The 26,143-nt window shown below is 75.1% G+C and carries 15 protein-coding genes and 1 pseudogene; 8 read left to right on the top strand and 8 right to left on the bottom strand.

Annotated features, from left to right (window positions below; all coding sequences use genetic code 11):
* Nucleotides 1–7 precede the first annotated feature (7 nt).
* Both OIM89_RS00355 and OIM89_RS00350 read right to left on the bottom strand, forming a co-directional pair.
* Nucleotides 8–1,933 (bottom strand): N-acetylmuramoyl-L-alanine amidase, encoded by a 1,926-nt coding sequence (locus OIM89_RS00355; RefSeq protein ID WP_175456959.1) that lies wholly within the window; start codon nucleotides 1,931–1,933, stop codon nucleotides 8–10.
* Nucleotides 1,934–2,312: 379 nt separating this feature from the next.
* Nucleotides 2,313–3,470, bottom strand: a complete 1,158-nt coding sequence (locus OIM89_RS00350) for an aminoglycoside phosphotransferase family protein (RefSeq protein WP_264490858.1) — start codon at nucleotides 3,468–3,470, stop codon at nucleotides 2,313–2,315.
* 233 nt (nucleotides 3,471–3,703) lie between these two features.
* Here OIM89_RS00350 and OIM89_RS00345 point away from each other — a divergent pair, with 233 nt between their 5' ends.
* On the top strand, nucleotides 3,704–5,200 hold the full coding sequence (locus OIM89_RS00345) for a hypothetical protein (protein WP_030697499.1): 1,497 nt from the start codon (nucleotides 3,704–3,706) through the stop codon (nucleotides 5,198–5,200).
* A gap of 131 nt (nucleotides 5,201–5,331) precedes the next feature.
* Here the strand turns inward: OIM89_RS00345 and OIM89_RS00340 are convergent, their stop codons facing one another.
* Complete coding sequence (locus OIM89_RS00340; protein WP_257381042.1) at nucleotides 5,332–6,594, bottom strand: PAS domain-containing protein; 1,263 nt, start codon at nucleotides 6,592–6,594, stop codon at nucleotides 5,332–5,334.
* A 178-nt stretch (nucleotides 6,595–6,772) separates the two neighbouring features.
* Between OIM89_RS00340 and OIM89_RS00335 the strand changes: the two are divergent.
* Nucleotides 6,773–7,723: pseudogene (locus OIM89_RS00335) on the top strand (LysR family transcriptional regulator); the annotation flags it as partial.
* 130 nt (nucleotides 7,724–7,853) lie between these two features.
* Nucleotides 7,854–9,791, top strand: coding sequence for a helix-turn-helix domain-containing protein (locus tag OIM89_RS00330; protein WP_264490857.1), 1,938 nt, complete (start codon nucleotides 7,854–7,856; stop codon nucleotides 9,789–9,791).
* A gap of 36 nt (nucleotides 9,792–9,827) precedes the next feature.
* On the opposite strand, the gene OIM89_RS00325 is transcribed toward OIM89_RS00330, so the two are convergent.
* On the bottom strand, nucleotides 9,828–11,204 hold the full coding sequence (locus tag OIM89_RS00325; RefSeq protein WP_030697495.1) for an FAD-binding oxidoreductase: 1,377 nt from the start codon (nucleotides 11,202–11,204) through the stop codon (nucleotides 9,828–9,830).
* Nucleotides 11,205–11,345: 141 nt separating this feature from the next.
* Nucleotides 11,346–12,908, bottom strand: a complete 1,563-nt coding sequence (locus OIM89_RS00320) for an N-acetylmuramoyl-L-alanine amidase (protein ID WP_030697494.1) — start codon at nucleotides 12,906–12,908, stop codon at nucleotides 11,346–11,348.
* A gap of 392 nt (nucleotides 12,909–13,300) precedes the next feature.
* On the opposite strand from OIM89_RS00320, the gene OIM89_RS00315 reads away from it, so the two are divergent.
* Together OIM89_RS00315 and OIM89_RS00310 are read left to right on the top strand one after the other, a co-directional pair.
* On the top strand, nucleotides 13,301–14,473 hold the full coding sequence (locus tag OIM89_RS00315; RefSeq protein WP_264490856.1) for a DUF1996 domain-containing protein: 1,173 nt from the start codon (nucleotides 13,301–13,303) through the stop codon (nucleotides 14,471–14,473).
* A 164-nt stretch (nucleotides 14,474–14,637) separates the two neighbouring features.
* Nucleotides 14,638–16,413 carry a discoidin domain-containing protein gene (locus tag OIM89_RS00310; protein ID WP_264490855.1) on the top strand — a complete coding sequence of 592 codons (1,776 nt, stop codon included), beginning with the start codon at nucleotides 14,638–14,640 and terminating at the stop codon, nucleotides 16,411–16,413.
* Between the two features lie 120 nt (nucleotides 16,414–16,533).
* Here the strand turns inward: OIM89_RS00310 and OIM89_RS00305 are convergent, their stop codons facing one another.
* Nucleotides 16,534–17,595: a LacI family DNA-binding transcriptional regulator gene (locus tag OIM89_RS00305; protein WP_030697491.1), complete on the bottom strand. Its 1,062-nt coding sequence runs from the start codon at nucleotides 17,593–17,595 to the stop codon at nucleotides 16,534–16,536.
* Between the two features lie 78 nt (nucleotides 17,596–17,673).
* Complete coding sequence (locus OIM89_RS00300) at nucleotides 17,674–20,094, bottom strand: glycoside hydrolase family 3 C-terminal domain-containing protein (protein WP_264490854.1); 2,421 nt, start codon at nucleotides 20,092–20,094, stop codon at nucleotides 17,674–17,676.
* A 317-nt stretch (nucleotides 20,095–20,411) separates the two neighbouring features.
* Between OIM89_RS00300 and OIM89_RS00295 the strand changes: the two genes are divergently transcribed.
* Nucleotides 20,412–21,143 carry a GNAT family N-acetyltransferase gene (locus OIM89_RS00295; RefSeq protein WP_151167284.1) on the top strand — a complete coding sequence of 244 codons (732 nt, stop codon included), beginning with the start codon at nucleotides 20,412–20,414 and terminating at the stop codon, nucleotides 21,141–21,143.
* 84 nt (nucleotides 21,144–21,227) lie between these two features.
* On the opposite strand, the gene OIM89_RS00290 is transcribed toward OIM89_RS00295, so the two are convergent.
* The gene (locus tag OIM89_RS00290) at nucleotides 21,228–22,772 is read right to left on the bottom strand and encodes an ATP-dependent DNA ligase (RefSeq protein ID WP_175456957.1); all 1,545 of its coding nucleotides are present in this window, start codon (nucleotides 22,770–22,772) and stop codon (nucleotides 21,228–21,230) included.
* Nucleotides 22,773–22,934: 162 nt separating this feature from the next.
* Between OIM89_RS00290 and OIM89_RS00285 the strand changes: the two genes are divergently transcribed.
* Nucleotides 22,935–23,729 carry an HAD family hydrolase gene (locus tag OIM89_RS00285; protein WP_047466897.1) on the top strand — a complete coding sequence of 265 codons (795 nt, stop codon included), beginning with the start codon at nucleotides 22,935–22,937 and terminating at the stop codon, nucleotides 23,727–23,729.
* Nucleotides 23,726–26,113 carry a glycoside hydrolase family 65 protein gene (locus tag OIM89_RS00280; protein ID WP_175456927.1) on the top strand — a complete coding sequence of 796 codons (2,388 nt, stop codon included), beginning with the start codon at nucleotides 23,726–23,728 and terminating at the stop codon, nucleotides 26,111–26,113. The genes OIM89_RS00285 and OIM89_RS00280 overlap by 4 nt, the downstream gene beginning before the upstream one ends.
* Nucleotides 26,114–26,143 lie beyond the last annotated feature (30 nt).

The raw sequence follows: 26,143 nt of genomic DNA, 5'->3' as shown, positions 1-26,143 counted from the left end.
GCGCCCCTCAGCGCCTGGCCGTACGCACCACCACGTCGTCGGCCCGCACATAGCCGACCCGGTGCCCGTACTGGATCTCGTAGTACCGCAGCTTCCCCCGCACCACCGTGTGCCCGGAGGTGTCGAAGGTGGGCGCGGAGTAGTACTCGCCCGGCACCTGGCCGCCGGTGGCGTACCGCTGGCCCGCCGCGATCCGGTACGGCAGCGGCACGAGCTCCTGCGGGGTGACGCCCGCCGGATACGCCTCCTTCTCCGGGTACGCCCTGCCGTAGACCGGGACCTCCGTGAGGCCCGGCCTCGGGGTCAGCACGCGGCCCGAGGCGGGGACCGCCACCGGCGCCTTGCGCGGGTTCTTGAACCACGCCTTCTGCCCGAGGTACCAGATCGCGGTCCACTCGCCGCGTCGCTCGGCCACCGCGTAGCTCTGCCCGGCCGAGACCCGCGACCCCAGGTCGTTCACGTCGATGGTGGAGGGCGAGCCGTCCGGGCGCAGCCCGATGTCCTGGACCAGCGGCGCGTCCTCACGCGGCTCGGTGTACACCCGCACCGCGCTGGAGCCGTGCGGCGCGCACGGCTCGCCCGCCTTCTCGCAGCCGGTGAACTCCGGACGGTTCTTCTCGTACTCGGGCGCGATCGTGACCAGCTCGGCGTGCTTCCCCGCCGACGCCTTCAGCGGCGCCCCGAGCAGCGCGAAGTAGTGCTGCCAGTCCCAGTACGGGCCCGGGTCGGTGTGCATGCCCGGGATCGTCGCCGGAGTCGTCCCCGGCACCGTGTCGTGGCCGAGGATGTGCTGCCGGTCCAGCGGGATGCCGTACTTCTTCGCCAGGTGGGAGACGAGCCGCGCCGAGGTCCGGTACATCGCCTCCGTGTACCAGGCGTCCGGGTCGGCGAGGAACCCCTCGTGCTCCAGACCGATCGACTTGGCGTTGGTGTACCAGTTGCCCGCGTGCCAGCCCACGTCCTTGGTCCGCAGGTGCTGGGCGATGTGGCCGTCGGTGGAGCGCAGCGAGTAGTGCCACGACACGTACTCCGGGTCCTGGACCAGCTCCAGCGTGGTGTCCCAGGTCGCCTCCGTGTCGTGGATGACGATCGAGTCGATCCGCGCGCTGCGCGGGCGGTCCGCCTTGTCGTGGTTGCCGTAGTCGCCCTCCCCGAACTCCTCGTACGGAGCGGGCAGCCACTCGCAGGAGACGGTGCGCGGACACTCCACCGAGCCCTTCGCGCCGCTCTCGCGCAGCCCGAGGCCCGCCGTCTGGGAGGCGTCCGGCACCGCTCCGGGCTCGGGCGCGAGGACGACCCGCACGCCGCTGTCGGTGGTCCGCGCCTCACCGGAGCGCAGCACCGAGAAGACCTCGTCGGCGTAGGCCGTGGCGGTCGCCCGGTCCTCCGCGCCGGAGAACGCCGCCACCGCGCCGTACCAGTCGGCCGCGTCACCGCCGGGGGCCGCCCCGCGCTCCCGCTGCGCCTCGGCCAGCAGCGCGGCACCGCCGCGGATGTTGGCGGCCGGATCGCTGCGCAGCCGCTCGGCCGGCAACCCGCTCAGCCGCGCCGCCTGACGCAGCGTCGTCAGCCGCTCCGGCAGTTCCTCGTCGGCCGACGGCAGGACCGGCTCCGGAGTGCGGGCGGGCCGGGACTCGTCGCCCCGCGCGTCCTCGCCGTGCTCCCCGTGGTGGCCCGTCGACCGGGCCAGCGCCGTGCGGGCGTCGGTCAGGTGCATCGGCCCGTACCCGCCGGTGACGCTCGGCGCCCCGCCGTGCGTGTCCCACCGCGACTGGAGGTAGGCCACACCCAGCAGCACGCTCTCGGGCACCCGGTACTCCCGGGCGGCCGCCGCGAAGGCCCCCCGGAGCCCGGTGTCCGCCTCCGCCGGGGCGGGGCCGGGGGCCGCGCCCAGCAGCGGCAGCACCAGCGCGGCACTGGCCAGCGCCGTCACCCCCGTCCTGCGGGCTCTGCGCCCGCCCGCGCCGGAGAGAGCAGGGACGTTTCTTCGCACAGGGCCTCCTGGGACGGGGCCGCGCGCCGCCCGGACGCGCGGAACAGCGGGAGCCCGCACCGGGGCGCGTACGTGATCACCGAGGCGGGCGTGGACCAGTGGTACCGGCTTGACGATGATCCGTCAACAGCGCCTGAGATGCGGAAATCTGACGACCGGCGCGCACGCGCCACCACCCTCCCGGCCCCTTTCGCGGCCCTCGCGGCCCGGGCCTGGGACGCGTCACAGGAGTACACCTCTGCCGCCACGCTGTGCGCGGACAGCAGTGCGGCCCGCCCCGTCGAAGGGGCGGGCCGCACTGCTGCCTTCGGGCGGGGTGTCAGCGCGTGCCGACCGCCGCGCGGACCGCGCGGCGGACCATCGCCCAGTCGTCGTGCAGCCGGCGCAGCAGCAGCCGCTGCTCCTCACCAGCCGGAGCGGCACCCGCCCGGGCCGGGCCCGCCTGGGTGTCCCGCATGCTCCGTTGCACCGCCGCCTCGCACGCCCGGATCTCCCGGGTCAGCACCAGCACGAGGTTGACCAGGAAGGCGTCGCGCGCCGCCGGGCCGCTGCTCTGGGCGACGTGGCTGATCTGCTGACGCGCCATCGGGGCCTCCCCGACCACCGCCCACAGGGTCGCCAGGTCGTACCCGGGCAGGTACCAGCCGGCCTGCTCCCAGTCGACCAGGACCGGACCGGCGGGGGAGAGGAGGATGTTGGACAGCAGGGCGTCGCCGTGGCAGAACTCCCGGGTGGCGACCCGGCCCCCGGAGCGGGCGATGCCGTGCAGCAGCTTCTGGAGGTCGCCGAGGTCGCGGTCGGTGAGCAGCCCCAGCGCGTGGAAGCGAAAGATCCGCTCCGCGTAGTCCAGCGGGGCGCCGAACATGCCCGTCGGGGGACGCCACTGGTTGAGCCGGCGCACCGCGCCGAGCACGGCCCGCAGGTCGGCCGCGGGCGGCGCCTCGACCGGGTGGCGCTGGAGCGCCGCCGCCCGGCCCGCCATCCGCTCGATCACCAGCGTCCCGTTGTCCGGGTCGGCCGCGACCAGCCGCGGGACCCGCACCGGCGGACGGTGCCGGACGAACGAACGGTACGTCGCTATCTCGTGCCTGATCCGCTCCGCCCGTTCGGCCGACTGATCCACTAAACACTTGGCGACCGCGGTGGTGCGCCCGCTCGTCCCGACCAGCAGGACGGAACGCGGGCTGCGCCGCAGCACCTGGACCGGGTGGAACTCCGGACAGACGCGGTGCACGGCGGCGACGGCCGCCCGCAACTGCGCCCCCTGCGGACCGGACAGGTCCAGCCTTCCGCTGAGCTGTGGTGTGCCGAGCCCCGCTACGCGTCGGGTCCGACCGGAGGCGAGCGCTGTGGCCGCAGGGCGCGCGGGGTCGAGGTACGGGCCGCTGCCCGGGGGAGTGGCTTCCCTCGCCCGAGGGGGGCGGGTGCCGAGCGGCGGCCGGGACGGGGCGGACACGGAGGACGATGCTGCGTACATGAGCCTGACAGATCCCTTCGTGTGCCTGTGAGTGACGCACCCACCCGGCCCGGCCACCGGGCCGCACCCTGGGGAGTGCGGGGACGGCCACCGGGTCGGGGAGGCGCATATCTACCTGACACCCGCCAGCCCGTGGCACACCATCTGGCGCACCCTGGCGAACCCTGGCGAATAGTCGCTCAGCAACTGACAGGGGGTTACTGTCAACTCAGCCGAGAACCTGGGGGCTTGACGTGAGCGGACAACCCAACACCCGCCTTGCGGACCACTTCGGCCTGACCGGCTGGTCCAAGGGGGAACTCGCCCGGCTCGTGAACCGGCAGGCGGCGGCCATGGGCCACCCCCAGCTGGCGACCGACACCTCGCGGGTCCGGCGCTGGATCGACATGGGAGAGATCCCCCGCGATCCGGTGCCCACGGTGCTGGCGGCGCTGTTCACCGAGCAACTCGGCCGTGTCGTGACCATCGAGGATCTCGGTCTGGTTCGACGCGGGCGCACGGGGAAACGGCGGCCGGGCGGGAGCGGCGAGCGCTCCGACGGCGTGCCGTGGGCGCCCGAGCGAACGGCTGCGGTCCTCACCGAATTCACGGGAATGGACCTCATGCTCAACCGACGAGGCTTGATGGGCGCGAGCGCCGCGCTCACCGCGGGCTCCGTGCTCACCACCGCCATGTACGACTGGCTCAAGGCCGACCCCGCACCCCCCGCCACCCTCCCAGGGCCCCGGGGCGGCTACGCGGACCAGGCAGGCTTCGACCGCTACGAGGCGGCGCCGGTCGGCTCGCAGGAGGTCGAGGAGCTGGAACACTCCGTCGACATCTTCCGCGCCTGGGACGCCTCCCGGGGCGGCGGCCTCCAGCGCAAGGCCGTGGTCGGCCAGCTCAACGAGGTGGGGGGCATGCTCTCCTACCGCCACCCCGACCACCTCCAGCGCCGCCTGTGGGGCGTGGCCGCCAACCTCGCCGTCCTGGCCGGCTGGATGTCCCACGACGTGGGCCTGGAGCCCACCGCGCAGAAGTACTTCGTCATCGCGACCCACGCCGCCCGCGAGGGCGGTGACCGCCCGCGTGCCGGCGAGGCGCTCTCCCGCGCCGCCCGCCAGATGGTCCACCTCGGCCGCCCGGACGAGGCGCTCGACCTGATGAAACTGGCCAAGACCGGCTCCGGCGAGGAGGCGCTGCCCCGCACCCGCGCCATGTTCCGCACCATCGAGGCGTGGGCGCAGGCGGCGATGGGCCGGGGGCAGGCCATGCGCCGCACCCTCGGCGAGGCCGAGACACTCTTCGTCTCCGACCGCGGCGACGCCGAACCGCCCAACTGGATGCAGATGTTCGACAAGGCCGACCTGCACGGCATGCAGGCCCTCGCCTACCGCACCCTCGCCGAGCACGAGCCGGCGGCGGCCAAGCAGGCTGAGCACCACGCCAAGATCGCCCTGGAGCTCCGCCAGGACCAGCGGGAGCGTTCGAAGATCTTCGACCACCTCTCGCTCGCCTCCGCCTGCTTCATCGCCGACGACCCCGAGCAGGCCGACCGGTACGCGCGTCTCGCCCTGGCCTCGATGTCCGACAACTCCTCGCACCGCACCTGGGACCGGCTGCGGGAGATGTACCGGCTCACCGCGCACTACGCGGGCTACCCGAAGATCGAGAATCTCCGCGAGGAGATCAAGATGGTGATGCCGGGCGAGGGCAAGTCCTCCGGCGGCTGGCGCGCCGCCCCGGCCTGACCGCCCCGCTCCCCGCGCCACCCTGACGACACCCCGTCACTCCGCACGCCCGCGAGGCGTCGTGGACGGACGGCCTTCACCGGTGCCCCGGCTCCCACGGGCGCCCGGACACGCCTGCGGCGTACCGCTGTTCAGCCGTGCCCGGCCTGCCCCGCACCGGAGCCGACCCGGACGGCGATCACCCGTGCCGCCGCGCGCTGCCCGTCCCCGGACGGTCCGCCAGCGGTGGTGGCGAGCGCGTCGGCCGCGAGGTCGGCACAGGCGTCGGCGTCCAGGTGCCCGCCGAGACGGAGGGAGAGGGCGAGCAGCAGCTCCGTGGAGCTGTCGTGGCCGGTGCCGGTGGTGTGCAGGAGGAGCAGGTCGCCGGGGAGCAGGCGTTCCTCGGGGCCGCCGTGGTCCAGTGGAAGGGCGACGCTGCCGTGCCGGAGCAGCGGCGCGGGGTGGCCTTCGGTGCGGCCCCAGTCCAGGGCGCCGGTCACCGGGTCGTGCACGCAGCACAGGGCGGGGCCCACCGGGTCCGCTCCCGGCAGCAACGCCGCCGCCAGCTCCAGCGCGTCCTGCGGTGCCTCGCCGCCCGCGACCAGCCCGCGCACCGTGCCCACCAGCAGGTCACGGCTGAGCCCGGGCGGGCGGTCGCCCACCGCCAGCAGCGTGCGGCCGTCCGGGAGGGTCAGCGTGTCGCACCACGTCCCGTCCGCCGCGTCCGGGCCCGGCGGCAGATGGCGTACGGCCGCCGTGGTGCGGGCCGCCGGAGCGGCCGCCGCAGGGGGCGGGGGAGTGGCGGCGCCGGTGCGGCCGACCGGGGTCCCGGCGGCGGTGACGTCGCGGAGCACCGCGCGCAGGGAGGCGGTGGAGCCGTGCTCGTCGAGGACCGGCGCCCCGTTCATGTGCAGGGTGCGGACCGTGCCGTCGCCCCGGACCACGCGGAAGGCGCCGTCCAGCGGCCGGCCGTCGATCAGGCAGTCGGTGACCATCGCGGTCAGCAGCGGCTGGTCCTCGGGGAGCAGGAGGGAGGGGAGTTCGTCCAGCGAGAGGGCGCGGGAGCCCGCCTCGCGGCCGAGGACGCGGTACAGCTCCGGCGACCAGCAGACCTCGTCGGTGAGCAGGTCCCACTCGGCGCTGCCCTCGGTGGCCTCGCCGACCGGGGCCGCCGGCTGCTCCGCCCCGGGCCAGCCCTCGCTGAGCCGCCCGAGATGCCCGCCCACGTCGTCCAGCTGGCGCAGCGCCAGTTCGTAGAGCGCCCGGCGGCGCGGCGGATCGGGCTCGCCGCCCTCCGCGCCCTGCCGCACCGCGTCCAGGGCGCCCCGCACCCGCCGCGTCCCGTCGATCAGCGCCCGCACGGAGCCTCGTACCGACGGCTCGACTGCGGGGGAGACCGGGGAGCGCGAGGACATACGTACTCCGATACGAGGGCGGTACGGCGGTGGCTGACGCGGGGCCGGGTACGACTGTCGCACAGCGCCCGGCGGCCTGTGAGCGATTCGGCAATACCCGACGCGATGGTGCTCCTGGCATATGCCGGAAGCCCCTCGCTCTCTTGCCGTCACCGTCCCCCGCCCCTAACTTCCTGGTATGGACCTGGAGTTGCGTCACCTGCGGACCGTACGGGCCATCGCCGACGAAGGCAGCCTCACCCGCGCGGCCGCCGCCCTCGGCCTCGCCCAGCCCGCCCTCTCCAGTCAGCTGCGGCGCATCGAGAAGGCCCTCGGCGGTCCCCTCTTCGACCGCGACCACACCGGCGCCCGCCCCACCCTGCTCGGCGAACTCGTCCTGGAACGCGCCCGCGTCGTCCTCCCGGCGATGCGCCAGCTCCAGGAGGACGCCGTCCGCTTCGCCAACTCCTGGAACCGCGTCCGCCGCTTCCGCCTCGGCGCCACCCACGGACCGCTCCTCGGCGCCCTCGTCGACCGCCTCGCCGCCGCCGAACCCGCCGCCCCCGTCTCCACCCACACTTCCTGGTCCGTCGACGAGATCAGCTCCCTGCTCGCCGCCGGACGCCTCGACCACGCCCTCATCGGCGTCTGCGGCGAGAGCACCCCGCCCCGCGACACGGAACTCGTCTGGCAGAGCGTCGGCGTCGACCCGGTCTTCGTCATGCTCCCCGAGGGCCACCCCCTCGCCGAGGAGGACGAGATCCCCCTCGCCCGCCTCTCCCACGAGGCGTGGACCGACGTCCCCGGCGACGGCTGCTTCGCCGACTGCTTCACCGCCGCCTGCGCCCGCGCCGGATTCACCCCGCTCTCCGTCTTCGAGACCGACACCGCCTCCTGCGTCCACCTCGTCCAGGTAGGCCGCGCCGTCGGGCTGTGCCGCGCCACCTTCCCGCCCACCCCCGGCCTCGTCACCCGCCCCCTCGCCGGAGCCCCGCTCAGCTGGCGCCACCTCCTGGGCCACCACCCCGGCTCACCCGCCGCCGGCGCCGCGGCCGCCGTCCTCGGCCACGCCCGCGCCGCCTACCGCGAGGCGGCCCACCGCAGCGACAGCTACCGCGCCTGGCTCGACGGCCACCCCCGCTTCGGCGCACCCCCTGACCCCCGCCGCCCCTCCCACCGCCGCGTAAGGTCCCCCACAGCACCAGCCGTGCCCGGCCCGCCACCCCGGACACACCGCACGACCGGCCGGGGCGGCCGCCCCGGCCACGGAAGGGACCCCCATGCCGGACCCCGCCGGCACCGCCTCGCAGCACGCCACCGCCAGCCCCTGGCTGAAACTGCTCGCCGAAGGCGCCCCGCTCACCGCCCTGGAGGAGTGCCGCCACCGCCTCGTCGCCGACCAGGCCCCCGAGACCCACCCGGCCGTCGAGGCCGAGGCGCGGCGCGCGCTGCACGTCCACGCGCTCCTGGAGGCCCGCACCCGGCAGGCCGCCGAGACCGCCGTCCTCAACGACCTGGCCCGCCGCCTCGCCGCCCTGCACGCACCCCAGGACGTCCTCGACGAGGTCGCGGCCCAGGCCCGCCGCCTGCTCGGCACCGACCTCTCGTACATCATGCTCGCCCAGGACGACGCCGCCCTGCGCATCGAAGTCGTCGACGGCTCCATCGGCTCCGCCCTGCGCGGCGTCGAACTCGCCCGCGGCGTCGGCCTCGGCGGCCTCGTCGTCCGTACCGGACAACCCCACTGGTGCGCCGACTACCGCCACGACGACCACCTCACCCACGCCGCCACCGTCGACGCCGCGGCCGCGGTCGAACAACTCCGCGGCATCCTCGGCGTCCCGCTGCGCCTCGGCGAGGAGACCATCGGCGTCCTCCTCGTCGCCCAACGCGTCCCCCGCACCTGGACCGACCACCAGACGACGCTGCTCACCGCGCTCGCCGCCCACGCCGCCCTCGCCCTGCACAACGCCGAACTCTTCGACCGCCACCAGCGCACCACCGCCGAACTGCGCCGCCGCGCCGAGGCCGACCGCCGCGCCGTCGCCCTCCACCAGCGGCTCACCCACATCGTCCTCGGCGGCGCCGGCCTCCACGCCGTCACCGACGCGCTCCGCGAGGCCCTCGGCGCCGGCATCACCGTCCTCGACGCCCACGACACCGCCCTCGCCACCGGCGCCACCGACCCCGCCCCGGACACCCTCGCCACCGCCCTGGCCGCCGACACCGGGCCGCCCGCCTCCTGCTTCACCGGCCCCGCCGACCGCGCCACCCGGCTGCGCGACACCCCCGACGGCCACTGGGCGCTGGCCCCCGTCGTCGTCGCCGACGAGTACGCCGGCTGCGTCGTCGCCCGCCGCCACCAGCCCTTCGACGCCAACACCGTGCGCTCCCTGGAGACCGGCGCCACCGTCATCGGCCTCGTCCTCGCCTCCGAACGCGCCGCCACCGAAGCCGAACGCCGCGTCCGGGGCGAGTACCTCACCGCCCTGCTCGACGGCACCACCGACGACGCCGTCCTGCTGCGCCGCGCCCGCTCCGGCGGCATCGACCCGGCCGCCGTCCGCACCGTGCTGGTCCTCGACGGCCCGCAGGCCGGGCCGGCCGCCGCCCGCGCCGCCCGCCACCACCAGGGCTGGTCGGTCGAGTACGGCGGCCTCGGCGTCGCCCTGCTCCCCGCCACCCCCGCCGAGGCCCGCGACCGCGTCGCCCCCGAACCCGTCACCGCCGTCGCCGCCCCCGCCGGCGGCACCATCGCCACCATCCGCGCCGCCCACCGCCGCGCCCGCTCGGGCCTGCGCCTCCTGCACGCCCTCGGCCGCACCGGCGCCGCCGCCGACAGTGACGAACTCGGCATCTACGAAGCCCTCTTCAGCAACGCCGGCGACGGCACCCTGGACCGCTTCGTCACCGCCACCATCGGCCCCCTCGCCGACCACGACCGCGCCCACGGCACCCGGTTCACCGAGACCCTCGACGCCTACCTCACCCACGCCTCCCGGCACACCGCCACCGCCGAGGCCCTCCACATCCACCCCAACACCCTCTACCAGCGTCTCGCGAAGATCAGCGCCGTCCTCGGCGAGGGGTGGAAGGAGCCCGGCCGCGCCGTCGAGGTCCAGTGGGCCCTGCGCCTGCACCGCCTCAGCCACCGCCTGGCCACCCCCGGCACCGAACCGGACCCCGGCACGGCGCAGGGGGCCCGCGGAGAGGACTGACCGGTCCCCGCGGATCCCCGTACGCACCGCCGCCGCTCACTTCTGCGGGACGGCCACCACCTTGCCCGGGTTGAAGATGCCCGCCGGGTCGAGCGCCGACTTCACCGCGTGGTGCATGCCCAGCACCGCCTCGCCCAGCTCCTTGTCCATCCCGGCCATCTTCAGCAGCCCCACGCCGTGCTCACCGGTCACGGTGCCGCCCAGCGCGATGGCCTCGTCCAGGATCTCGTCGAAGACCAGCTGCGCGCGGGCCTTCGCCGCCTCGTCCCCGGCCTTGGTGATGATCAGCGGGTGGAGGTTGCCGTCACCGGCGTGCGCCACGTTGGCCACGTGGATGTCGTGCCGCTGGGAGATCTCCTCGATCCGGCGGAGCATCTCCGGCAGCGCCATCCGGGGCACGCAGACGTCCTCGGTCAGCAGCGGGCCGAGCCGCTCCAGCGCCGGGTAGGCCAGCCGCCGCGCCTGGAACAGCGCGTCCGCCTCCTGCTGGTCGGTGGAGACCACCGCCCAGCCGGCACCCGCCTTCTCGAAGCACTCCCGCATCCGCTCCGCCTCGGCGTCGCCCTCCGCGCCGGGGGTGTCGATCCGGCCCAGCAGCACCACGTCGGCGTCGGCGGAGAGCCCCATGTTCTTCCACGCGTCGACCGCCGCCAGGCAGTGCCGGTCGACCAGTTCCAGCGCCGAGGGGATGATCCCGGCCGCCGTCACCGCGCTGACCGCCGCACCGGCGTCGACCACCGAGTCGAAGTACCCGGCGACCGTCCGCTCCAGGGGACGCGAGGGGCGCAGCCGCACCGTGATCTCCGTGATGACGCCGAGCGTCCCCTCGGAGCCGACCATCAGCCCGGCCAGGTCGTACCCGGCGACGCCCTTGGCGGTCCTGCGGCCCACCCGGACCAGCTCGCCCCGGCCGTTGACCATCTCCAGCTCCAGGACGTAGTCCCGGGTCACGCCGTACTTCACGCAGCACATGCCGCCGGCGTTGGTGGCGACGTTCCCGCCGATCGTCGACCACGGGGAGCTGGCCGGGTCCGGCGGGTACCACAGGCCCTGCCCGGCGCAGGCCGCCCGCAGGTCGTCGTTGACGACGCCGGGCTGCACCACGGCGTACCGCTCGTCGGTGTCGATGCGCAGCACCTGGTTCATGTCCTCGAAGGAGAGGATCACCGCGCCGTCCACGGCGTTGGCGCCGCCCGACAGGCCGGTGCCCGCGCCGCGGGCGATCACCGGCACCCCGTGTTCGAGGCAGAACCGCACCACGTCGCGGACCTCCTCGGCGGACCGGGGGCGCACCACCGCCAGCGGCATGCCGTACGGCGCCCACTCGGCCTCGTCGTGCTGGTAGCGGCCGAGGGCGGCCGGGTCGGTGATGACCTTCGCGGCCGGTATGCGGTCGACTGGTGCGTTCGCCACGCTGTGGCACCTCCCTGAAGAACGGAACCTCCCCATTCTCCGCCCGCCGTCGCCGCACCCGCACGGACGAACCTCACATGATCGCGGCCCGGGGGTGGAGAGATTCCCCACCCCCGGGCCGCACACGCACCGGGCCCCGGGTCAGCGTCCGGACTGGAGCGCCTGCCAGGTCGCGGCCCCGACGACGCCGTCCGCCTCCAGCGACCGCGCGCTCTGGTAGGCGCGGACCGCCTCGGCCGTACCGGAACCGAAGCTGCCGTCGACGGCGACGGTCCTGCCCGAGGCCGCCGTCAGCGCCCGCTGGAGCCGGCTCACGGCCTCACCGGAGGAGCCGGAGCGCAGCGTCGGCGTGCTCCCCGCCGACAGCAGCGCCGTCCAGGTGGCCTTGCCCACGATCCCGTCGGCCTCCAGGCCCTTGTCCTTCTGGAAGGCGCGGACCGCCGCCTGCGTCGCCGAGCCGAAGGCCCCGTCGACCGCACCCGGCGCGTACTCCAGGTCGGTCAGCAGCCGCTGCACCGCCTTGACCTGCGGGCCGCTGGACCCGCTGAGCTGCGTCGCGTAGGAGGCGAAGGTCAGCTCGTCGACCGCCCCGCTCTCCCCGCCGACCAGCTCCATGTAGTGCGCCCAGTCCCAGTTCGGGCCGGGGTCGGTGTGGTCGTTGCCCGGCACCTCGACGTGGCCGACGATGTGCGCGCGGTCCTTCGGGATGCCGTACTGCTCGCAGAGGTACGCGGTGAGCGCCGCCGAGGAGCGGTACATCGCCTCGGTGAACCACGCCGGGTCGTCCACGAACCCCTCGTGCTCGATCCCCAGCGACGAGGCGTTGGCGCTGCGCGCGTGGTAGGCGGTGTCGGCGTCCTTGACCGTCTGGGTGACCTCGCCGTCCGAGGACCGGATCACGTAGTGCGCGCTGACCTTGGCCGTCGGGTTCTGGAACCAGCTGATCGACCCCGCGTACGAGCCCTGCGTGACGTGCACGACGACCTGGCTGATGGCGGCGGAGCGCCCGGAGGCGAAGTTGCCCGCGGCGGCCGGGACCCAGCGGGCCGAGGGGTAGTCCTGGCTGACGGCGGCGGGGCCGACCTCCGGCGCCTCGGGGATCTCCGGGGCCACGTCGCGGGCGGCCACCTCGACCTGCTCGCCGTCGACCGAGGTGTGCAGGCCGTCGGCGAGGAAGCGGTAGACGGTGTCGGCGTAGAGCCGGGCGGTGGCGGCCTCGGCTCCGCTGTACTTCGCGACCGCCCCGTACCAGGCGTCGATGTCGTCCCGCTCGGCCGCGCTCAGCCCGAGGGCGTCGGCGCGGGCCCGCAGCACGGCGGCGCCGCCGAGGAGGTTGGAGCCGGTGTCGCGGCGCAGCTCGGCGGGGGAGCGGCCGGTGAGCCGGGCGGCCTCCTCCAGGGTGCGCTGGTCCGGGTTGCTGACCAGGTGCATGACGCCGAAGCCGTTCGCCTGGCTGGGCTGCCCGTCGTGCCCGTCGAGGCGGCTCTCGCCGTACCCGACGGCGGCCAGCAGGTCGCGCGGCACGTCGTAGCTCTCGGCGGCGTGGTCGAGAGCGTCGTTGAAGGGGCGGCCGTCCCCGGCGGCGAAGGCGGCCGGGGCGACGCCGGTCAGCGCTCCCGAGGCCAGCACGGTGAAGGCGGCGAGCGCCGCCAGGCGGCCGCGCCGGCCGGGAACGCTGCGACGGTGGTGCTGACCTGCGCTCATGTGGGGGGTTCCCTCTCGTCTTCCGGACGGCTCTGGTCCGGACGTTGTACCGGCCGCGGTGGGGGCGGCACCGGTGGACACACCGGGCCGCGCGGCGGACGGGGGATGGGGGTACGGCAACTGGGCTCCTCGGTCCAGGGGCGGCGGCGGCCGGACGGGTGGGGCCGCCCGGCGGCTCGCGGAGGCGCCAGCGTAGTGGCGTGATCGCGCCATGACAATCACCGTCCTGATGCCCAACTCGCACGTCGTATACGCGCGTTGACTCCTATCGGGTGCGCCAGGCCCGCCACCGCAGCCGGAGCGCGGTGCCGTGTGCGAAGTGTTGACAGCACGTTACGCGCGCTGGAAACTCCGTCGGGAGAGCGCTCTCCCGACAACTCGCGGAGGTTGAGATGGAGAAGAGGGCAGCCCCCCACCCCCGCCCCAGGAGCCTGTTACGCCCCGGGACCGCCAGTCCCGGACCGACCCCCCGCCGTCGCCGGCCCCGCCGCGGAGGCTCCCTGCTCCTGTCGGCCCTGCTGGTGGCCGCCTCCCTGGGCGCCGCCGGAGCTGCGGCAGCCGTCACCCAGGGCGACGACACCCCGGCGGCCGCCACCGCCCAGGCGGGACACGCGGGCCACTCCGCCCACGCGCAGGGCCAGCCCCGCGCCGGAGGCGACGACCCCGACGGCGACGGCTACATCCCGGCCGTCCCGCCGGTCACCGGAGTGGAACCCTCCGACGAGGAGCCGCCGCACCGGTACTTCCACGAGTTCCAGGCCAACTGCTCGGTCACCCACACCGCCCCCGACGACCCGATCGTCTTCCCGGGCCGGCCCGGCAAGTCCCACGACCACACCTTCATGGGCAACGACACCACCGACGCCCACTCCACCACCGCCTCGCTCCAGGCGGGCGACACCGCCTGCAAGGCGCCGGGCGACCGGTCCGCGTACTGGATGCCGACCCTGCTCCAGGCGGGCGAGCCCAAGCTGCCCGTCGGCCCGCAGACCATCTACTACAAGGCCGGCGTCACCGACTACACCAGCGTCCGGCCCTTCCCGGCCGGGCTGCGCTACGTCGTCGGCAGCCCGACGCAGAGCCAGGAGGAGTTCCGCGACCACCCCGGCTACGTCGAGGGCTGGGAGTGCGGCGAGAGCTACTTCAACGGCGACATCCCCGACCACTGCCCGAGCTACAGCCAGCGCGACATCCGCTTCCAGGCCCCGAGCTGCTGGGACGGGAAGCACCTGGACACCCCCGACCACCAGGCCCACATGGCCTACCCGGTGGTGAAGGCGGGCATCAACAACAACGTCTGCCGCACCAGCCACCCGGTCGCGCTGCCGATGATCGAGTTCAAGATGGCCTTCCCGGTCAACGGCGACCTCACCGACGTCCAACTCGCCAGCGGGGAGGGCTACTCCTTCCACTACGACTTCTTCAACGCCTGGGACGAGCCGACCCTGAAGGCCCTGGTCGGCCACTGCATCGTCGGCGGCCTCCAGTGCGACGCGCGCGGCTACGACGAGACCAAGCCCGACCAGGGCGCCGTCCTCGACGAGAACTACGAACTCCCCGCCTGACCCGACCGCGCCGGACGCTCCCCGCCGGGAACGCCCGCGCCCACCCGGTGGAGCGCTCTCCCGCAGGACCGCCGCTCCACCGTCCCCCACCCACGGCGGCGGGCACCGAGGCCGCCGCCCCCAACCGGGCCACCCGCACCACGCCCCGTTCCAGGAGGACCCCCATGCCCCCCACCCCCGAGCCGGCCGTGCCACGGCGCCCCCGGCGCGCCGCCTCCCCCCTGCGCCGCCTGGCAGCCCCCGCCGGAGCCGGCCTGCTCGCCGTCGGCCTGCTCACCGTCCCCGCCCAGCAGGCGGCCGCCGCCGACGACATCGTCGCCGTCACCGGGAGCCAGGGCGACTGGCAGCTGACCGTCAACGGCGCCCCCTACCAGGTCAAGGGCCTCACCTGGGGTCCGCCCGCCGCCGAGGCCGCCGAGAAGCTGCCCGACGTCGCCTCCATGGGCGTCAACACCATCCGCACCTGGGGCACCGACGCCAGCAGCAAGCCCCTCCTCGACGCCGCCGCCGACAACGGCCTGCGCGTCATCGCCGGCTTCTGGCTCCAGCCCGGCGGCGGCCCCGGCTCCGGCGGCTGCGTCGACTACCTCACCGACACCGCGTACAAGAACGAGATGCTCACCGAGTTCCCCAAGTGGGTCGAGACCTACAAGAGCCACCCCGGTGTGCTGATGTGGAACGTGGGCAACGAGTCCGTGCTCGGCCTCCAGAACTGCTACAGCGGCGACACCCTGGAGGAACAGCGCGACGCCTACACCAGCTTCGTCAACGACGTCGCCAGGAAGATCCACGAGGTCGACCCCAACCACCCCGTCACCTCCACCGACGCCTGGCCCTACTACCAGCACAACGCTCCCGACCTCGACCTGTACGCCGTCAACGCCTACAAGGACGTCTGCGGCGTCCGCTCCGCCTGGGAACAGGGCGGCTACGACAAGCCGTACATCGTCACCGAGGCAGGCCCGGCGGGGGAGTGGGAGGTCCCCGACGACGCCAACGGCCGCCCCGAGGAGCCCACCGACCAGGAGAAGGCCGAGGGGTACACCGACGCCTGGAACTGCGTCACCGGCCACGAGGGCGTCGCCCTCGGCGCGACCCTCTTCCACTACGGCGAGGAGGACGACTTCGGCGGTGTCTGGTTCAACCTGCTGCCCGGCGGCGAGAAGCGCCTCTCCTACTACGCCGTCAAGCGCGCCTACGGCGGCGACACCTCCGGCGACAACACCCCGCCGGTCGTCTCCGCCCTCGACGTCGACGGCGACGCCACCGCCGTCCCCGGGGGCCGCGAGCTGACCGTCGAGGCCCCGGCCACCGACCCCGACGGCGACGCGCTGGAGTACCAGGCGTACGCCAGCAGCATGTACATCGACGAGAACAAGGCCCTGATCCCGCTGGAGACCACCGACCACGGCGACGGGCGGCTCACCGTCACCACCCCCGACCGGCCCGGCGTCTGGAAGCTCTACGTCAAGGTCCGCGACGGCCACGGCAACGTCGGCATCGAGACCCGCTCGCTCGGCATCGTCGCCCCGCCCGTCGACGGCACCAACGTCGCCCTCGGCAAGGAGGCCACCGCCTCCTCCTTCCAGGAGTCGTACGGCGACTGCCCGTGCCCCGCCTCCAACGCGGTGGACGGCAACGCCACCAGCCGCTGGGCCAGTGACTGGGCCGACCCCCAGTGGCTCAGCGTCGACCTCGGCGAGCGCACCGCCTTCCACCACGTCCAGCTCCTGTGGGAAGCCTCGTACGCCAAGGCGTACACGATCCAGGTCTCCGACGACGGCGAGAACTGGACCACCGTCCACGAGGTCACCGACGGCAACGGCGGCATCGACGACATCGAGGTCGACGCCACCGGACGGTACGTGCGCGTGCACGGCACCGAACGCGGCACCGGCTGGGGCTACTCGCTCCACGAGTTCGGCGTCTACACCTCCTGACGGCGCCCCGCCGACCGCGGCCCGGGCCCCGGAGTCCTGACCCGGGACCCGGGCCGCGCCCCACTCGCTCTCCGGCCGCCCGCACCGGTCCTCCCCCTCGCCGGTGGGGGCGGCGGGGCGTCAGGCCGACTCCCGCACCACCAGCTCCGGATCGAAGACCGCCGAGGTCACCGGGGTCCCCGGAGCCTCGATACGCTGCCGCAGCAGCCGCGCCATCTCCGCCGCCATGTCCTCCACCGGCTGGCGCACCGTCGTCAGCGGCGGCCGGCAGGCCGTCGCCGCCGGACTGTCGTCGAACCCCACCACCGCCACGTCCTCCGGCACCCGCCGCCCCTGCTCCAGCAGGACCCGGCACGCCCCCTCCGCCATCAGGTCGTTGGCGGCGAACACCGCGTCGAGATCCGGATGGTCCGCCAGCAGCCGCGCCATCGCCTCCGCCCCGCTCCGCGCCGTGAACCCCCCCTCGGCCACCGGCACGTACGGCCGGCCTCCCCGCGCCATCGCGTCCCGGAACCCGGCCAGCCGCTCCTGCCCGGCCGGTACGTCCAGCGGCCCCGCGATCGTCGCCGGGCGCCGCCGGCCGAGCCCGAGCAGCCGCTCCGCCGCCAGCCGGCCCCCCTCCCGGTGGTCCAGGTCCACGTAGCTCAGCGGTACCGGGCGCGCGGGACGGGCGAAGAGCACCGCGGCGAGCCCCGCCTCCGCCAGCATCGGCGGCAGGGGGTCCTCCGCGTGCGTCGACACCACCAGCGCCCCGTCCGCACTGCCCTGCCGCAGATACGCCACCACCTCGGCCCGCGCCGCCGCCGTCTCGGCGAACATCAGCACCGGATGCATGCCGTGCGGACGCAGATAGCCGATCACCCCGCTCACCACCCGCCCGAAGAACGGGTCCCCGAACGCCCGCGCCGCGAAGGCGTCCTGCTCCTCGGCCGAGTCCCCGCCCGCCCCGGAGACCACCAGGGCGATCGTCTCGGCCCTCCGCGTCACCAGCGACCGCGCCGCCCGGTTGGGCCGGTACCCGGTCGCGGTCACCGCCGCCCGGACCGCCTCCTGGATGGCCGGGTCGACGTTCCGCACCCCGTTGACCACGCGCGAGACCGTCGCACGCGACACCCCGGCGACCCGCGCCACGTCCTCCAGCGTCGGCGCCGACGAGGAGGACACTTGCGCATCTTGGCTCATGAACGCACTGTACAACAGGGGGAGAGCGCTCTCGGGGCCCCGCGCCGACGCCCTCCCGGACCCGCCCCGGACGTACCGTCAGCCGGCCGTCACGGCCCCGGTCAGCCGCAGGTCCCCCGCCGAGCACCCCGCCCGCACGGTGAACACCCCGGGCTCCCGCCGCCACCCGCCCTCCTCCACCGACCAGTGCTCCAGAGCCCGCGCCCCCACCCGCACTACCGCCTCCACCGCCGCACCGGGCTCCGCCTCCACCGCCGCGTACCCGGCCAGCCACCGCACCGGCCGCTCCAGCGCCGAGTCCGGCCGCTCCAGATACACCTGCACCACCTCGCGGCCCGCCCGCCCCCCGGTGTTGCGCACCCGCACCCGCACCGCGAACCGGCCGCCGTCCCCGGCCGGGCCGACCTCCATCGACTCGTACGCCCACCGCGTGTACCCGAGCCCGTGGCCGAACCAGAACGCGGGCTCCGTGCCCGCGCGCAGCCAGGCGCGGTAGCCGAGGTGCAGCCCCTCCTCGTACACCAGCCGGCCGTCCGTCGGCCGGGTCTCGCGCACCGGGGCATCCTCCAGCGACCCGGGCCACGTCGTGGGCAGCCTGCCTCCCGGCTCCGCGGCGCCGGTCAGGACGTCGGCGAGCCCCGCGCCCGCCTCCTGGCCCCCGAACCAGGTCAGGAGCAGGGCCGGGGTCTGTCCGCGCCAGGGCAGCTCCACCGGGCCGCCCGCGTTGACGCAGACCACCGTGTGCGGCTGGGCGCCGAGCACCGCCCGCACCAGGGCGTCCTGACTCCCCGGCAGCGCCAGCGTGCTGCGGTCACGGCCCTCCGACTCGCTCTCCTCCGTCGTTCCGACGACCACCACCGCCACGTCGGCCGCCGCCGCGGCCCGCGCCGCGTCCGCCACCGCCTCGGCGGGGTCCCCCGCCGGCGGGGCCGCGCACAGCAGGACCGCCCGCCCGTCGTCCCCGCCCAGCTCCCGGCGGGCCACCACCTCCACGGGGCGCCCCGCCGCCAGCCGCACGCAGCCCGTGCGCAGCGGCGGCTTCACGTGCACCGCCGTCGGATCATCCGTGTTCCGGGGGAACACCCCGTCCACCACGACCCGCCCCTCGACGCTCAGCGACATCCGGCCCCACCCCGCGACCCCGAAGGTCCACACCCCCGCCTCCCCGGGCACCAGGCGCGCCGCCACCTCCACCGTGTGAGCCCCCGTCACCAGCCGGGGCTCCAGAATCCGGCCCGACAGCCGGTCCTCCTCGTAGAGCTCCCCGCCCGCCGCGTCCAGCATCCGCAGCCGCACCCCCGGCTCGTCCGTCCCCGGAAGGCAGGCCAGCGGCGGATCGAGCGGAACCGGCTCCGCCGACACCCCCGGCCCCGGCACCGCCACGACGCGCACCCCGGGCAGCGCCGCGCGCAACCCGCCCAGCGGCGACACCACCCGCTCCGGGAAGACCTCCGCGCTGCCCCCGCCCTGCACCCGGGGGCGTACCGCGTGCGGCCCGATCACCGCCACCGTCCGCAGCTCTCGGGGGCGCAGCGGCAGCGTCCCGTCGTTGCGCAGCAGGACCGCCGAGGAGGCCGCCACCCGCCGCGCCACCGCCCGCGCGCCGGCCGGGGGAGGGAGCGGCGCCGACGGGCCGGAGTCCTCCAGCGCCCCGACCCGCGAGGCCAGCCGCAGCAGCCGCGTCACCTTCTCGTCCACCGCCGACTCCGGCACCCGGCCCTCCCGCACCGCCGCCGCCAGCGCCTCACCCCAGGGCCCGTCCGGCCCCGGCATCACCAGGTCCAGCCCGGCCGCCGCCCCCTCCAGCGGGTCCCGCGCCGCCCCCCAGTCGGACACCACCACCCCGTCGAAACCCCACTCCGCCTTCAGCGGCTCCCGCAGCAGCCCGCTCGCCGCCATCGCCACCCCGCCGACCCGGTTGTACGCCGACATCACCACCCACACCCCGGCCTCGACGGCCGCCTCGAAGGGCGCCAGGTACACCTCCCGCAGCGCCCGCTCGCCGACCCGCACATCCACCGTCAGCCGGTCGGTCTCCGCGTCGTTGGCCACGAAGTGCTTGGCGGTGGCGGCCACCCCGGCTCCCTGTACCCCCCTCACCAGGGCCGCACCCACCCGCCCGGCCAACCACGGGTCCTCCGAGAAGCACTCGAAATGCCTGCCGCCCAGCGGCGAGCGGTGCAGGTTCAGCGTGGGCGCCAGCACCACGTCGACCCCCTTGCGCCGCGCCTGGGCCGCCAGCACCGCCCCCACCTCGCCGACCAGCGCCTCGTCCCAGAGCGCCGCCAGCGCCGTCGGCGACGGCAGCAGCAGCGAGGTCAGCCGCTCGTCCCAGGTCGTACCGCGGACGCCGGCCGGACCGTCCGAGAGCGTCATCGCCCGGAGCCCGAGCGCCGTCTCCGCTCCGGTCCGCCAGGTGTTGGCGCCGGTCAGCAGCCGGACCTTCCGCTCCAGGCCGAGCTTCTCCACCAGCCGCGCCGCCTCGTGGTCCGTCAGCATCGCCACCGCCCTGGCGTCAGTGGGAGAGCGCTCTCCCGTGAGGCTCAAGCGTCCAGCGCCCGCCGCCCCCCTGTCAACCGGGCCCCGCACGTCACCGCGGCATGTCCGCCCCGTGAACGCACTCGCCGCCCACCCGGCAGGTGCGCGATCATCGGAGAAGACCGGAGCCTCGCTCCGCCTGCGCCCCGCCCCCGTCCGCGCCGCGCCCCGGCGGGGCGGCGGCCCAGCACGTCAGCGGAAGGACAGGACGACACCCCCATGCCCACGGAACACCCCGCCGGCCCGGAGCGCCCCCGCGCCACCCGGGAGCACGCCGCATGACCACCGACCCGGCTCCCCACCCCCTGGACAACCCCGGCCACTCCTCCCTCAACGGCCCCCACGCCCACTTCGCCGAACGGCGCGGCCGCGTCGCCCGCTACCCCGCCGACGTCTCCCCGTGGCTGGCCCTGCCCGACGACGCCGGGCCCGAGGAGTGGGCCGACCTCGCCGCCCTCGCCGGACCCGGCGGCGAACTCGCCCTCGCCGCCATCGACCCCGCCCTGCCCCCGGGCTGGGAGGCGACCTTCAGCGTCCCCGGCGTCCAGATGACCGGCGAGGCCGTCCAGGGCGCCCACGACGAGGAGGCCGTACGCCTCGGCCCCGCCGACGTCCCCGAGATGCTCGACCTCGTCGCCCGCACCCGCCCCGGTCCCTTCCTGGACCGGACCCACGAACTCGGCACCTACCTCGGCATCCGCCGCGACGGCGTCCTCGTCGCCATGGCCGGCGAACGCCTCCACCCGCCGGGCTGGACCGAGATCAGCGCCGTCTGCACCGACCCCGCCCACCGCGGCCAGGGCCTCGCCCGCCGCCTCGTCGACGCCGTCGCCGCGGGCATCCGCGACCGGGGCGAGATCCCCTGCCTGCACGGCTCCGCCTCCAACACCGGCGCCATCCGCCTCTACGAGCAGATGGGCTTCGTCCTGCGCCGCACGACCGTCTTCCGGGGCGTCCGCGTCCCCGCGACCGTGCCGAGCGCGCCCCGCACGCCGACGACCACCGGCTGACCGGCACCGCGCCGCCGCGCGCCGCCCCTTCCGCCACCCGCCGTCCGCCGTGGGGGAGGGGCGGCGCCCGTCACGGACACCGGCTCACCCGTCCCACCCGGCCGCCGCCCGCACCGAGGCCACCGAGTCCGCCTGGTCCACCGGCTTGTCCTCCCGGTACCGCACCAGCCGCGCGAACCGCAGCGTCACCCCGGCCGCGTACCGCGACGACCGCTGGAGCCCGTCGAACGCCACCTCGACCACCAGCTCCGGCCGGACCTTCACCACGTGCCCGTCGTCGCTCTCCGCCAGCTCGCCCAGCCGCTCCGTCTGCCAGGCCAGCACCTCGTCCGTCATCCCCTTGAACGTCTTGCCCAGCATCACCAGCGAACCGTCCGGCTCCCGCGCCCCCAGATGCAGGTTCGACAGCTTCCCCGCGCGCCGCCCGTGGCCCCACTCCGCCCCCAGCACCACCAGATCCGCCGTCCGCACCGGCTTCACCTTCCGCCAGGCCGCACCGCGCCGCCCCGCCGCGTACACCGAGTCCAGCCCCTTCACCACCACCCCCTCGTGCCCCCGCGCCAGGGCCTCCGCCAGAAACCCCTCCGCCCCCTCCACCGCGCCCCCGGCCCCCGGGTCGGCCACCACCGACCGCCGCACCCGCGCCACCTCCGGCACCAGCGCCGCCAGCGCCCCCGCCCGCTCGGCGTACCCGAGGTCGAGCAACTCCCGCCCCTCCACCGCCAGTACGTCGAAGAAGGCCACCGACACCGGCAGTGCCTCGGCCGCCGTCCCCACGTCGAGCCGCGACCCCACCCGGCCCGCCGTCTCCTGGAACGACCGCGGCCGCCCCTCCGCGTCCAGCGCCAGCACCTCCCCGTCCAGGACGAACCTCTCCGCCGGCAGCGTCCGCGCCAGCTCCACCACCTCCGGCAGCCGCACCGTGATGTCGTCCAGCGTCCGCGTGTACACCGACACCCGCTCCCCGACCCGGTGCACCTGCACCCGGATGCCGTCGAGCTTCTCCTCCACCGCGCACGGCCCCAGCGCCGCCACCGCCTCCGCGACCGACCCGGCCGACGACGCCAGCATCGGCTGCACCGGACGGCCCACCACCAGCCCGAACCCCGACAGGGCCGCCTCGCCGCCCGCCAGCACCGCCGCCGCGACCTCCTCCAGCGAGCCGCTCAGCATCACCGCCCGCCGCACCCCGGCCACCGGCACCCCCGACGCCCGCGCCACCGCCTCCACCGCCACCGCGTCCAGCGCCCCCTGCCGCACCTCACCCGTCACCAGCCCGTACAGGAACCGCTGCTCCGCCTCGGTCGCCGCGCCCCAGAGCCCCTCCACCAGCCGCCGCCGCTCCGCCTGCGAGCCCGCCCCCTTCACCGCCGCCACCTCGGTGAACGCCGCGTCCACCTGCCCCACCGTCAGCGAGGCCCGCTCCGCCGGAGCCACCGGCTCCCGCAAGACGCGCGACCCCACGCCCAGCCGGCCCTGCGGCAGCCGCCCCGACAGATAGGCGATCACCACCGGCAGCTCCGAGGGCTCCGTCCGCGCGAACAGCTCCGCCAGCAACTCCGTCTTCCGCGACCGCGACGACGTGGCCGCGACCTGCGCCGACACCTCGGCCAACTCCTCCAGCACCATGCCCTCCATCGTCGGACCACCTCGCCCCGCCCGCACCCGCGTACCCGTCCGGCGCTCACCCGAACGGACCCGCCACCGCACCTCCGGGCCGCTTCCCGAGTGGCCCGCCCTCCGTGCGCGGGCGAGGCTGATCCTCCGGAACCGCGACGCGGAGGACACCTGATGGCCGAGACCGACGTGCTGCCACCCCTGCGAGACGCGGACGCCGTGGTCTTCGACGTCGACGGAGTGGTGACCGACTCGGCCCGCGTCCACGCCACCGCCTGGAAAGCCGCCTTCGACGCCTACCTCCGCGCCCACCCGCCCGCCGACCCGGACCAGCGCCGCCCCTTCGACGCCGAGACGGACTACCTGCGCCACGTCGACGGCAAACCCCGCCTCGACGGCGCCGCCTCCTTCCTCGCCTCCCGCGGCCTGGACACCGGCCCCGACGCCGTCGAGGAGGTCGCCGCCGCCAAGGAGAAGGTCTTCGTCGGCCACCTGCGCTCCGGAGACATCGAGCCCTACCCCGGCACCGTCCGGCTGCTGCACGCCCTGCACCGCGACGGCGTCCCCCTCGCGGCCGCCTCCTCCTCCCGGCACGCCACCGAACTCCTCCAGCGGGCCGGCGTCGCCGGTCTCTTCGCCGCCATCGTCGACGGCGGCGAATCCCGCCGGCTCGGCCTGCCCGGCAAACCCGACCCGGCCCTCTTCCTGCACGCCGCCGAACGCCTGGAGCGGCCCCCCGCACGGACCGCCGTCGTCGAGGACGCCCTCGCCGGGGTCGAGGCGGGCCACCGCGGCGGCTTCGCCACCGTCATCGGCGTCGACCGCCTCGACGACGGCACCCACGGCCCAGCCCTGCGCGAACACGGCGCCGACACCGTCGTCCGCGACCTCGCCGAACTCCTGGCCCCCGCCGCCCCGCCGCCCCACCCCGCCCACACCGCCGACAGCCCGCGCGAGGAGGCATCATGACGTCCTGGACCTGGGAGTACGACGAGTGGGTCCCCGCCGACGAACAGCTCAGGGAATCCCTCTGCACCCTCGGCAACGGCTACTTCGCCACCCGCGGCGCCTTCCCCGAGTGCGACGCCGACGACATCCACTACCCGGGCACCTACGCCGCCGGCGTCTACAACCGCCTCACCTCGCACGTCTCCGGCCGCGACGTCGAGAACGAGGACATGGTCAACCTCCCCAACTGGCTCCCGCTCCGCGTGCGGCGCGTCGACGGGGAGAACAGCACCTGGTTCACCCCCGGCACCGCACGCGTCGTCGAACACAGCCAGACCCTCCGCCTCGACGCCGGCGTCCTGGAACGCCGCACCCGCTACGAGGACCCCGACGGCCGCCTCCTGCTCGTCCGCCAGACCCGCCTGGTCAGCATGGAGAACCCGCACCTCGCCGCCCTGCGCACCGAGCTGACCGCCGAGAACTGGGAAGGTGAGGTCGAGGTCGAAGCAGCCCTCGACGGCACCGTCACCAACTCCGGCGTCGCCCGCTACCGCGACCTCGACGGCCGGCACCTCACCGCCCTGCGCACCGGCGCCGGGAACTCCGGCGACGTGGCCTGGCTGACCTGCTCCACCACCAACTCCGACATCGAGATCGCCCTCGCCGCCCGCCACGCCCTGCCGCCCGGCACAGCGGTCGAGCACGCCGACACCGAGGGCCGCAGCGTCCGCCGCTTCCGCCTGGACCTGCGCTCCGGCCACAGCCAGGTCGTCGACAAGATCGTCGCCCTGTACACCGGCCACGACCGCGCCATCGCCGACCCCCGCGACGCCGCCGTGGAGCACGCCCGCACCGCCCCCGCCTTCGACCAGCTCGTCGCCGACCAGCGCGCCGCCTGGCGCGACCTGTGGCGCCGCGCCGAACTGGACGTGCCCAACAAGGCCGGCCTCATCCTCCGCCTGCACCTCTTCCAGGTCCTTCAGACCCTCTCCCCGCACACCGCCGAACTCGACGCCGGCGTCCCCGCCCGGGGACTGCACGGCGAGGCCTACCGCGGCCACATCTTCTGGGACGAACTCTTCGTCCTGCGCTACCTCAACCTCCACTTCCCCGAGGTCTCCCGCGCCCTGCTGACCTACCGCCACCGCCGCCTGGAACACGCCGTCGCGGCCGCCGAGGCGATCGGTCTCGGCGGCGCCATGTACCCCTGGCAGAGCGGCAGCGACGGCCGCGAGGAGACCCAGCAGCTCCACCTCAACCCCCGCTCCGGACGCTGGCTGGAGGACCACTCCCACCTCCAGCGCCACGTCGGCTCCGCCATCGCCTACAACGTCATCAAGTACTACGAGGCCTCCGGCGACGCCCACTTCCACCACACCAAGGGCGCCGAGATGCTGCTCCAGATCGCCCGGTTCTGGGTCCGCTCCGCCACCTGGGACCCCGAACTGAGCCGCTACCGCATCCTGGGCGTCATGGGCCCCGACGAGTACCACGAGGCCTACCCCGACGCCGAACGCCCCGGCCTCGACGACAACGCGTACACCAACATCACCGCCACCTGGGTCATCACCCGCGCCCTGGAACTCCTCCGCAGCCTCCCCGCCCCCCGCCGCGCCGAACTGGCCCTGCACACCGGCTTCGACGACGAGGAGGAAGAACACTGGGAGGAGGTCTCCCGCAACCTCCACATCCCCTTCCACTCCGGGGTCATCAGCCAGTTCGACGGGTACGGCAAGCTCCGGGAACTCGACTGGGACGGCTACCGCGCCAAGTACGGGGACATCCGCCGCCTCGACCGCATCCTGGAGGCCGAGGGTGACACCGTCGACCGCTACCAGGCCTCCAAACAGGCCGACGTCCTCATGCTCGGCTACCTCTTCTCCCCGTCGGAACTGGCCGAACTCTTCGCCCGCCTCGGCTACACCTTCGACGACGCCCTCTGGGGCCGCACCGTCGAGTACTATCTGCGCCGCACCAGCCACGGTTCGACCCTCAGCGGTCTGGTCCACGGCTGGGTCCTGGCCCGGGTGCGCCGCACCGACGCCTGGACCTTCGTCCTGGAAGCCCTGCGCGGCGACATCGCCGACCTCCAGGGCGGCACCACCGGCGAAGGCATCCACCTCGGCGCCATGGCCGGCACCCTCGACCTGGTGCAGAGCGGCCTCACCGGCCTGGAGACCCGCCCCGGCGGCCTGGCCCTGGACCCCGTCCCCCTCCCCGAGCTGTCCCACTACCGCTTCTCCCTGCGCTACCAGGGCCACTGGGGCGTCCACATCCAGGCCAGCCCAGGAATCCTGGACATCGCGGTCCCCGCCTCGGACCGCTTCCCGATCACCATCACCCTGCCCCAGGACAGCTTCGAACTGGCACCGGGGGAGTCCCGCCGCGTGCTCCTGGACGACTGAGGCACGGGAACACCCGTGCCCGTCTGAGAA

The organism is Streptomyces sp. BI87 (assembly GCF_025957665.1).
In the GTDB taxonomy this organism is placed as follows: domain Bacteria; phylum Actinomycetota; class Actinomycetes; order Streptomycetales; family Streptomycetaceae; genus Streptomyces; species Streptomyces albidoflavus.
This window is presented reverse-complemented; position numbering and strand designations above follow the sequence as displayed.

What these genes read in the sequence shown, in the direction of transcription:
- OIM89_RS00350 (WP_264490858.1), bottom strand. Translation starts at nt 3,470, where the DNA reads ATGTACGCAGCATCGTCCTCCGTGTCCGCCCCGTCCCGGCCGCCGCTC.
- OIM89_RS00340 (WP_257381042.1), bottom strand. Translation starts at nt 6,594, where the DNA reads ATGTCCTCGCGCTCCCCGGTCTCCCCCGCAGTCGAGCCGTCGGTACGA.
- OIM89_RS00330 (WP_264490857.1), top strand. Translation starts at nt 7,854, where the DNA reads ATGCCGGACCCCGCCGGCACCGCCTCGCAGCACGCCACCGCCAGCCCC.
- OIM89_RS00320 (WP_030697494.1), bottom strand. Translation starts at nt 12,908, where the DNA reads ATGAGCGCAGGTCAGCACCACCGTCGCAGCGTTCCCGGCCGGCGCGGC.
- OIM89_RS00315 (WP_264490856.1), top strand. Translation starts at nt 13,301, where the DNA reads ATGGAGAAGAGGGCAGCCCCCCACCCCCGCCCCAGGAGCCTGTTACGC.
- OIM89_RS00310 (WP_264490855.1), top strand. Translation starts at nt 14,638, where the DNA reads ATGCCCCCCACCCCCGAGCCGGCCGTGCCACGGCGCCCCCGGCGCGCC.
- OIM89_RS00305 (WP_030697491.1), bottom strand. Translation starts at nt 17,595, where the DNA reads ATGAGCCAAGATGCGCAAGTGTCCTCCTCGTCGGCGCCGACGCTGGAG.
- OIM89_RS00300 (WP_264490854.1), bottom strand. Translation starts at nt 20,094, where the DNA reads ATGCTGACGGACCACGAGGCGGCGCGGCTGGTGGAGAAGCTCGGCCTG.
- OIM89_RS00295 (WP_151167284.1), top strand. Translation starts at nt 20,412, where the DNA reads ATGACCACCGACCCGGCTCCCCACCCCCTGGACAACCCCGGCCACTCC.
- OIM89_RS00290 (WP_175456957.1), bottom strand. Translation starts at nt 22,772, where the DNA reads ATGGTGCTGGAGGAGTTGGCCGAGGTGTCGGCGCAGGTCGCGGCCACG.
- OIM89_RS00285 (WP_047466897.1), top strand. Translation starts at nt 22,935, where the DNA reads ATGGCCGAGACCGACGTGCTGCCACCCCTGCGAGACGCGGACGCCGTG.
- OIM89_RS00280 (WP_175456927.1), top strand. Translation starts at nt 23,726, where the DNA reads ATGACGTCCTGGACCTGGGAGTACGACGAGTGGGTCCCCGCCGACGAA.